Source organism: Pseudorhodoplanes sp. (genome assembly GCF_050250235.1).
Lineage (GTDB): Bacteria > Pseudomonadota > Alphaproteobacteria > Rhizobiales > Xanthobacteraceae > Pseudorhodoplanes.
This window is the reverse complement of record NZ_JBFWPA010000232.1, coordinates 1-6,088: the sequence shown is the minus strand read 5'-3', so window position 1 is coordinate 6,088 and position 6,088 is coordinate 1. Positions and strand designations below refer to the sequence as shown.

Annotated in this window: 8 protein-coding genes and 1 pseudogene; 5 read left to right on the top strand and 4 right to left on the bottom strand. The window is 59.0% G+C overall.

All coding sequences use genetic code 11. The annotated features are described in order from the left end of the window. From AB7F49_RS37355 to AB7F49_RS37340, 4 genes are all read right to left on the bottom strand, one after another. The coding region (locus AB7F49_RS37355) for a hypothetical protein (protein ID WP_428532425.1) at positions 1–508 on the bottom strand (508 nt) is incomplete at its 3' end. Between the two features lie 42 nt (positions 509–550). After that, a complete protein-coding gene (locus AB7F49_RS37350; RefSeq protein ID WP_428532422.1) occupies positions 551–1,963 on the bottom strand; it encodes an exonuclease domain-containing protein in 1,413 nt (470 codons plus the stop codon). 15 nt (positions 1,964–1,978) lie between these two features. Next, a complete protein-coding gene (locus AB7F49_RS37345; RefSeq protein WP_428532418.1) occupies positions 1,979–2,500 on the bottom strand; it encodes an ImmA/IrrE family metallo-endopeptidase in 522 nt (173 codons plus the stop codon). Further along, positions 2,497–2,850: a helix-turn-helix domain-containing protein gene (locus AB7F49_RS37340; RefSeq protein ID WP_428532415.1), complete on the bottom strand. Its 354-nt coding sequence runs from the start codon at positions 2,848–2,850 to the stop codon at positions 2,497–2,499. Before AB7F49_RS37340 ends, AB7F49_RS37345 begins: the two co-directional genes overlap by 4 nt. 158 nt (positions 2,851–3,008) lie before the next feature. On the opposite strand from AB7F49_RS37340, the gene AB7F49_RS37335 reads away from it, so the two are divergent. The 5 genes and pseudogenes from AB7F49_RS37335 to nucC all read left to right on the top strand — a co-directional run. Then, positions 3,009–3,932 (top strand): AAA family ATPase, encoded by a 924-nt coding sequence (locus AB7F49_RS37335; RefSeq protein WP_428532412.1) that lies wholly within the window; start codon positions 3,009–3,011, stop codon positions 3,930–3,932. Further along, positions 3,929–4,405 (top strand): hypothetical protein, encoded by a 477-nt coding sequence (locus AB7F49_RS37330; protein WP_428532409.1) that lies wholly within the window; start codon positions 3,929–3,931, stop codon positions 4,403–4,405. Before AB7F49_RS37335 ends, AB7F49_RS37330 begins: the two co-directional genes overlap by 4 nt. Beyond that, entirely contained in the window at positions 4,402–4,902 is a 501-nt protein-coding gene (locus AB7F49_RS37325) for an HORMA domain containing protein (RefSeq protein WP_428532406.1), read from the top strand. The genes AB7F49_RS37330 and AB7F49_RS37325 overlap by 4 nt, the downstream gene beginning before the upstream one ends. Further along, the gene (locus AB7F49_RS37320; RefSeq protein ID WP_428532403.1) at positions 4,902–5,798 is read left to right on the top strand and encodes a CBASS oligonucleotide cyclase; all 897 of its coding nucleotides are present in this window, start codon (positions 4,902–4,904) and stop codon (positions 5,796–5,798) included. The genes AB7F49_RS37325 and AB7F49_RS37320 overlap by 1 nt, the downstream gene beginning before the upstream one ends. Before the next feature lie 30 nt (positions 5,799–5,828). Next, a pseudogene (gene nucC, locus AB7F49_RS37315) lies at positions 5,829–6,088 on the top strand (CBASS effector endonuclease NucC); the annotation flags it as partial.

Here is a 6,088-nt window from a genome sequence, read left to right as displayed (position 1 = left end):
TCGCGTTTCTACGTTGCTGTACGAGTTCGACAAGCGCATCGCCTTCGGCGCCGAGCAGTTCTTTCGTTTTGCAATAATTGCGCAGCTTCTCCAAGCCGAGGCCGTCCGGGGCGTGTGCCACCTGCTTTGCGTTATCGTACGCGTTGACCTTCTTGAGATTGTCGATGTCGGCCTTGTAGGTCTCGTACCAGACCGACAGAAGCGTCTTGATCGTGCCCTCGACGAGGCTTCCCAGATTGGCCCAAGCCAGGATGAGTTCCGCCGGCGTGAGCGCGTTGGGTGGCTCACGCATCCAGAGCCTAAGCGATCCCGCCAATGAGGCTTGCCAATCGAGCCGCGACTTTCCGAGCAGGCCAGCAGCGGCGACAGGAGCCCAGCCGTCGCTCTTTGACCAGAACTTGGCGATGCCTTGGTTCAAGGTCTCAATCCGATCGACCACTTCCGCGATGGCCATCGCATCAATTGATTTTGGTGCAATCTTTTTAACGAAGCTCAACGATGCAGCCATTTCTCTCCCTCGCGCGCCAGGCCGGCCGGGCCGTCAGCGTATCTAGATGGCGAACTGCCTCGCCCGAAAATCGGTGACCCGAGCTATCCGACCGACAAGATATGAGCGGTAGTCCGCCAGCAGTCCTCCCGCATCAGATGCGTCATCACTTGGCGTTTCGTCGACCGCACGGAGGGCCTGTTCGAGAGTTAGGCCGCCGGCCTCAGCATCAACCAGGCGACCACTTAGGGAACGCTCCAGTTCGAGTCTGAGAGCTTCAGGTAGAACCGATCGCGCCTCGAAGTACAGCAAACGAAGCCCGAAAATCCGCAAGCGTTCATCATCTAGACTTTGAATAATCGCTAATCTGTCCGTCCAATCCACATCATGAAATTCGATTAAGCGGGCTTCATCTTGCGGACCAGGAAATCCGTCGTAGAGGCGCTCCTCGGCATGCTGCGAAGGGATCCGGGGTTCGCGCGTTGAAGTGTAGGCTGAGACGATCCGAGTACAGAGCGCCGGATCACCCTTCACCCGGCGTGCTCGTGCTTCAACAGCATCAACATCGACGCCATCCAGCATCACCTCTGGCGCGTCGTAGAGAGCCGTCAACGTTGGCGCTGCGTTGATCCGAAGCCGACGAACCGGACAGGGCTTTTGGGCTAGCTCAACTCGAAGCTCATCATCTGTCATCGCAGCAATGCGATCCAGGTCACTGCTTAGACTCAAACAAAAGCGGCCATTGGCTTGATCCGGATCTCGACCGATGCAGACCACCGGCGCGTGATATGCTTGATTGGCAAAAAACTCGGTGAGCATGAATCCATCTTCGGCTTCGACGAACTCGGCGACGGTCGCTTTTTTTGAAAAGCGGACAAAGCGCTGCCAGAGTTCTGGCGACCGCTGATGTACGAGGCGACAAAGTTCGAGCGTAGCGATGACATCGGACAGAGCATCATGAGCCTGTTCATGAGCGACACCGTTAGCGAGCGCCAATTGTTCAAGGCGAAAAATCGGTCGGCCCTCCGGGCCGGTCGGAACATTGAGACATGCCGGCGACACTGCCGCGGCAGCCATCACCAAGCCCCACACGTCCGCACGGCTGTTGTTGTGGTTGCTCGTGAGGTAGGCAGGGTAAAGCGTCTGGAACAACGCGTGCCGCAACATCTCCTCGTCGAAACGGATCGAGTTGTAGCCTAGAAAGATCGAAGGCGACCACGAGAGCAGTCTCTGCCGGATCGCTCTGACCATGTCGTAATGGGACGGAAGACTCGCGTCCAAGAGTCTTCCGATCGGCAGGCCATTGGTGCGCAGCGCTGCCGGATGGGGAAGCACATGCGGGAGAAGTCGCGAGCGCACTTCGAAGCGGTCGATCTCATTCAGATTGAAGTCGGTCCGGATAGCCGCGAAATGCACGATCTGATCGTAGCCGTGCTTCAGGCCCGTTGTTTCAGTGTCGAAGAAGACGAAGCTCAACGGACCCGCCTATTTCTAGAAGCGCCCTGCTAACCGATATCGCATCGCCGAGGCGCTTACGCGGAATTTGCGGGCAAGTGCTTCGATCCCGGCGTCATCCTCGATATCCAATCCGCCCGCATCCAGCGCGCTCATAAGGAATTCCCTCGGCATCAGCAGCTCCGACGCGAATGCGTTGGCCTCAATCTCCAGCGGATCAATGCCCTGCGAAGAGACATCGTCACGCAGAAGCACCCGGAACCCCTTATCGACGTGAACCGCTTTCCCAATCTCCTGGGCGTGCAGCTCGTGGTGACCAAGCTCGTGCGCCGCCGAGAATCGTTGACGATTGGGATGATGCAGCGCGTTCACACCGATGATGCCAACGCCATCCTTGATGTAGGCCATCCCCGAAAGGTCTTCCTCTAGCGGAGCGTATTGGAGGACGATGTTTCTGGCCTTGATGATGCGCTCGACTGGAACTGGCACCCCTTTTACGCCAAAGGCCCGCAAGATCGCGCGGGCGGCCTCCCGGGCTCGTTCGGGATTCGCCGTCATGATCCAGCCTTTGCGGCGCCGCGTTGCGCAAGCGCACTGGCGATCAGATCGGTGATTTGGGCTTTGCCGCGCGGGGTCACGGTTTCGTCTGAAAGGATCATATCCAAGCCCTCCTGTGTCGCTGGTTTTGGTTGCGCCGGCAGCAGGTCTGAGACCTTGGAGAACTCAAGCGCCAACGCCAGCCGATAGACGTGGTGCAGCAGCACGTTCTGCCGACCGCTCTCGATGTTGGCGATCGAGGCGCGCGAGATACCCACTCTGGCAGCTAGCGTAGCCTGGGTAAGGTTCAGCCCCTTGCGTCGCGTGGCTACCGCCTGCCCGAAAGCCCTATAGATCGCTTCGTCCGACATGCGGGATGATTGCTACGCGCGAATCCGAATGTCAACCTCACAAACAATTGTGAGTAATAAGCACAATGACTTGTGCTTGTTGACAGCATCGATTTCTTCTGGAATCCATGCTGGGTCGGCGAGCGGGTTCAGTCGGCGACAGCAAGGGACGGTCGACGATGCAGAAGCTGACTGCGGTGCAAACGGAGGATTTCAACCGACCAAAAGGGATTCAGCGATCGCGCCGGCTTCCGGATGCCGCGCTCGGCGCCCTCTGGGACTCGATTATCCTGCAGGAGCGCCTGAAAGCTCAGCTCCTTTCCCAGGCAATGCTGAACTTCACGATGCGAGGAAAGGTCGATCGTAGCGTCATTCCGCTGCACGGCGTGATCCTTCTCGTCGGACCGCCGGGCACAGGAAAAACCTCCCTCGCCCGCGGATTGGCACATCGCACCGCCGAGTCCTTCCAGGGTGGTGGGTTCCGTCTCCTGGAAGTCGAGCCGCACGCGCTGACCAGTTCGGCGATGGGCAAAACGCAGCGCGCGGTCTCGGAGTTGTTTTCGCAGTCGATCGCGGAGTCAGCCGCGGCCGGCCCGACCATCGTCCTCCTCGATGAGGTTGAGACGCTCGCGGCTGACAGATCGAAGATGAGCCTTGAGGCCAACCCGATCGACATCCATCGCGCGACTGATGCCGTGCTGGTTCAACTCGACGCTCTCGCCGAGCAGCATCCGAACCTGCTGTTTCTCGCCACCAGCAATTTTCCTCAGGCCGTGGATGCGGCCTTCACTTCGCGGTGCGACCTTGTCGTGCACGTGCCCCTGCCGGACCGCGATGCCTGCGCACGCATCCTGAAAGACTGCCTCACAGGGTTGGGTAAGACCTATCCGGCCATCGCGAGGTTGGCGACCAGTGCGAACTTTGACCGCTGCGCCGCGGAGTGTGTGGGGCTCGACGGGCGCGCCATCCGCAAGATGGTCGCCAACGCTCTCGCTAGCACGCCCCAGACCGCGATGAACCCGGAACGGGTAACCGCCGAAGATCTGCTGGCGGCGGCGCGCGCCGCCAAGGCGGGACGCTTGTCGGGAGGCAAAGTCCAGTGAGCACAGTCGCCAGCCGCACCTTCAAGAGTACGCCCGAACGTGACGCCGGTCGAACCTGGACGGCAATCGTCGACCTACTGACTCAGGGAAAAGCCAGTGGTGCGCGAACCGAGCTTCTGGCTGTCGCCGGCGTAGCAGCAAGTGTCATAGCCGATCAGGCACCGAAGGATGCGGCCATTACAGTGACCTGCGATGGTCCTCGCACACGCATCTACTGTCTCTATGACGATGATGCGGTCGAAGGCTCGGATGCCAACGAAGACGCCCTTGGTTTCGATCCGTTGAAGGGAGATTGGCACGTCTCACTCCCGTGTCTCGCGGACGACCTTGCCTGGGTCCAAGGCGCCTTGAAGAAACATAGCACCCGCATCACGGCGCGCGATCTTGGCGCCGCTGTGTCTGCCGCGGATGAAGCCGCAACAACGAAATCCCAGGTGCTTATCTTCGATCCGAAGGGATTTCTCGGCTCATGACCAATGTCGCCGTCAACACCTACACGCATTCCGTCACCTATGTGGCGGACAACATCCTGAAAAGTCTGAAGGACATCATTCGCCTCAGCGGCCTCGATCCATCGGAGTTTGTCGGTGACTGGGAAACGCATATACGTGGCGTCCAGACCTGGCTGAATACTGGCGATCTCGAGACTGTAGAGCTCGAGATCTATGACCCGAAAACCGACGCACTCATTTTTCGCTGGGACATCGAGATCTCCTATGGATGGTCGGGTGGGGACGGAAGTTTCTGGACGGACACCGACCAGCTCCGATACGCGACCAGAAAGGCCGGTTTAGCTCCGAGCGAAGCGCGCTATCGGTTCCTTCTGCACACGAAGCCCGGACGGCCCGACGTCATCGGATGGAGTAAGACAACGGCGCGCTCGACGGAAGGTATGATCCGCCAGAGCCTCGGCACAACGATCGAGCACAGCGGCCTCGGCGCGAGAACATCGTATCTGAGGAGGGCCTGATGCTGACGATCGACGAAGCCTTTCGCAAATTCAAAAGCCGCCTTGAGCTGAACGACAAAGAGCAGGCGAACGCCTCGGCACGTCAGACGGAGGTGCGAGACTATCTTGATACCAAATTCAAAATCGACCGGAGCTTTTTGACCGGCTCATACGCACGCTGGACCAAGACAAAGCCGTTGAAGGATGTCGATATCTTTTTCGTCCTGAAGGCGTCGGAGGATCACTATCGCTCGAAAGCGCCATCGATCGTTCTGACCGATTTTCACGACGCGCTGGCCGAAAAATATGGCGACAAGGCCAAGAAGCAGAACCGCTCGATCAATGTGGACTTCGGGGTGAAAGCCGACGCCGAGGACAACACCGACTATCGCGTCATCAGCGTCGACGTCGTCCCGGCTTTCGACAAAGACGATGACTTCGAGATTCCCGACAATGAGGTGGGAAAGTGGATCGAGACCAATCCGAAGGTCCACGCCGAAAAGGCAACGGCCGCGCATCAAGCCTATTCGAGCGAGTGGAAGGGGTTGGTGCGGATGGTCAAATACTGGAACAACAACCCCAAGCATGGCGAAAAACCGGTGAAGCCCTCCTTCCTTATCGAGGTCATGGCGCTGCAGTGCCTCCATGGCGGCTGGGGCGGCAGCTTCGATCGCGAAATACAAGGGTTCTTCGCGACGCTGGCCGATCGGATTTTCGATGAATGGCCGGATCCCGCCGGCCTCGGCCCGGCGGTCAGCAACGGGATGGATTCGGCACACAAGACCCGGGCACGCGACCTTCTGCGCGCGGCAGAGCGGGAAGCGACGCTCGCGATCGATCATGTTCGCCGAGGCCGGAATGGTGAAGCGCTCCGAGCCTGGCGCGAGCTGTTCGGCCCCAAATTTCCGTTGTCCTGACCAGCGCCGGCCAACTCCTAGAGGTGTTTGATGTCAGAATGGTCCCTGTCTCAGCTTCTCTCTTCACTGCACGAAGATATTCAGCAGCGTCTGGCGACCGTGCGGAAGACGTTCAGCCATCCTGGCACGAAGGGTGACGCCAGCGAGAACGTCTGGATCAGCTTAATGGAGACTTATCTGCCGAAGCGCTATCAGGCAGCAAAGGCGCATGTGGTGGATAGTCTCGGAAATTTTAGCCAGCAGATCGATGTCGTCGTCTTCGATCGCCAGTATTCACCCTTCATCTTCAC